Annotated in this window: 3 protein-coding genes; all 3 read right to left on the bottom strand. The window is 30.5% G+C overall.

Annotated features, from left to right (window positions below):
* Positions 1–533 precede the first annotated feature (533 nt).
* A complete protein-coding gene (locus ACVCXO_RS12195) occupies positions 534–890 on the bottom strand; it encodes an immunity 51 family protein (protein ID WP_452229868.1) in 357 nt (118 codons plus the stop codon).
* A gap of 43 nt (positions 891–933) precedes the next feature.
* Positions 934–1,779 carry a hypothetical protein gene (locus ACVCXO_RS12200; protein WP_452229869.1) on the bottom strand — a complete coding sequence of 282 codons (846 nt, stop codon included), beginning with the start codon at positions 1,777–1,779 and terminating at the stop codon, positions 934–936.
* Between the two features lie 4 nt (positions 1,780–1,783).
* A partial coding sequence (locus tag ACVCXO_RS12205) for an RHS repeat domain-containing protein (RefSeq protein ID WP_452229870.1) occupies positions 1,784–2,600 on the bottom strand: 817 nt, incomplete at its 5' end.

Below are 2,600 nucleotides of genomic sequence, written 5' to 3' on the forward strand. Positions count from 1 at the left end.
TTCCATTCGTGTAATGGTACGTTACCATCCCAAAGCCATTAGGTTGTGGTGCTTTTAAAGGTTTTACTTAGTCTTCTGCCTAAAGCATCGTAGGTAAAATGTACTTGTAATTTATCTGGTCGTGTTACGGTTTGTAACATACCAGCATCGTTCCACTCGTATTGCCAGTGGTCTTTTTTACTTCTAAAAATGCTGCTACTACCTTTGTACTTTTCGGTTAAAAAACCGTCGGCATCGTATTTATAGTTCCAGCTTCCTTTTTTCTCTAATCGTCCGCCTTTACTGTATTCTCTATCGTTATGGTTGGTGGTTTCAAAAAGGTTACCAACATTATCTTGGTCACGTACTTGTTGTGTACCATCTTGAAAGTTGGCTTGCTCTAAATGTCCTGTTGCTGTGCACCCATATTTAGTAATCCCTTGTTTGCTATCGTCTGTTTTTTGTAACTTATTTTTACTGTGTAGGTTCTTTTATGTCAAGAAGCTTAATTTTGGAGAGAATTTTAAGAGTAATATAATTATGTTATAAAAAAATTAGCTATCTAAAATTGCTCTGGAGAAGAGGTCTTTTATTAGTGAATCATCTTCACAAGCAGCTTTAAATGAAATTGCAAATGACTTTAAAGACTCCTTATCATCTGAAAAAGCGCAAAACATACTGCCTTCTGGATCAAAATCAATAATATTTTTTAGCTCTGGTTTTTTTTCATTTAAAAACACTATAGCTAATGATGTCCAATCATAACCATTTCCTTCAAATCCTTCGTTTTTTCTTGATTCAAATATTTCAGTTTTATAGGTGCCAACAGTTAAACAAACGGCAAATGAACCATCATTGTGGTCTACCCAAAAAAAAGGTTTGACTTTAGACTCAAGCTTAACTATATTCATAAACCTTTTTTAGCTTAATCTCAAAATAAAATAATTAAATTAATTAGTGATTTTCTAACTCTTCTATTCTTTTAGCAACTGCTTTTTTTGAAGATGAAAGTAGGGAGTAATTGTCTCTAATGTTTCTTAGTTTTTCTAAATCTTCTTTTTGCATTAAAAGGATTGCAGTATTTAAAGCTGTAGCTTTTATAAGTTCATTTTTATTTTTTTCATCATAAAAGTCGGTAAGTAACTTTTTAATGAATTTATCTCGGTATTCAATTGAGATTTCTTGGTGTTGATTTCTTAAGTGTCTTGTTAATCTTTCAATAGCATCTTTTTTAGGTTTACATTCTAATGCTTTATAGATATATTCCCATTTCTTATTTGTATCAAATTCTCCACAAGATTGAGCTATACGTATTTTTAATCTATCATTTGCCTTATCAAATTTTGAGATTATTTTATCAAAAATAGCCAAATCATTGTATTTATATCTTGATGCTATATTACCAAGGCATAAAATTATGTTTTCTAATACTTTTACATTTTCATCATTTAATGCAAGACATAATATATCAATAGTTCTTGGTTCTTTTAGCCATAATTTATCTAACATACTTGTTTCGCGTCTTGATGCTTTTTCTAAATCTTTTGATGTGCTAATTCTAGTTTCTACATCATTAGATAAAATATCTTTTAAAGATCCTTCTAATTCTTTTTTTAATTTAAAATTAGTAGGAAATAATTCAATATAAGCTTCTTGTAATTGTTTGTTACTGTTATTTATAAATCCATTATGTAATAACAAATCTCTAGCAACTAAGTAATCATTTAAATCTTTATGCTGACTAATATCTTTATTTTCAATATCTTTTTTTACTTTTTCTATTAAATTTGTTTCATTCATTTTATTAATATATATCTCCTGTTGTATTTAAATCTACATCAATTGTACTAGAACTAGCAGAATGATAATGCTGACCATCATTTCTATTTAGATCTAAGCCACCATCTGCATCTAATAACGCGGAACCTTCCATTTCTCTTATTCCTCCCCTAGAATCAGCATCACCGATAACTACCATCTCATCAAATGAGTCTTCTCCTTTTTGTCGCTTATGTTGCGACTTTCTCCTTTTAGGATGTTGACTAGTAATACCAACATAAACTACTTTTCCGTCTTTTTTTAGAACATATAGCTTTTGTTTATCCGTAAAAGTAGCTCCATCTTTATGTTTTTTTGAATAACTTTTCTTTAATCCAAATTCATCAATCCATTTATTTGGATTATTTACATAATTATACAGATTAAACTCTCCCGAAAGCAATCCTATAGGATCCACAGAAATATACCTACCGTCCTCAGGATCATAATACCTAAATCTATTATAAGCTAAATCAATTTCCGCATCATAATACTGCCCTTGATACATAAAAGGACAACTATTATTATCTCCTTTAATGACCTTACCAAAAGTATCTAAAGAACGTTCCCAAGTTTGTTCGCCCTCTGCATTATGCATGCTAGTTGGTGTACCTAAATGGTCTGCTAAAATACTAAATTTCTTATTATTTTTAAGCTTGGCGGTTGGTATAAAACTATTTTCTTCAAAAACCCAAGTTACAATACCATTGTCGCCAACGGTGCTGTTGCTTAAAATGTCTCCATTTTGGTTTTCTTTCCATTCGTGTAATGGTACGTTACCATCCCAAAGCCATTTGGTAGTC

The sequence above is a fragment of the Lacinutrix sp. MEBiC02404 genome (genome assembly GCF_053601575.1).

Bases quoted from the DNA above. Each gene is read 5' to 3' on its own strand.
- ACVCXO_RS12200 (WP_452229869.1), bottom strand. From the start codon at position 1,779: ATGAATGAAACAAATTTAATAGAAAAAGTAAAAAAAGATATTGAAAAT.
- ACVCXO_RS12195 (WP_452229868.1), bottom strand. From the start codon at position 890: ATGAATATAGTTAAGCTTGAGTCTAAAGTCAAACCTTTTTTTTGGGTA.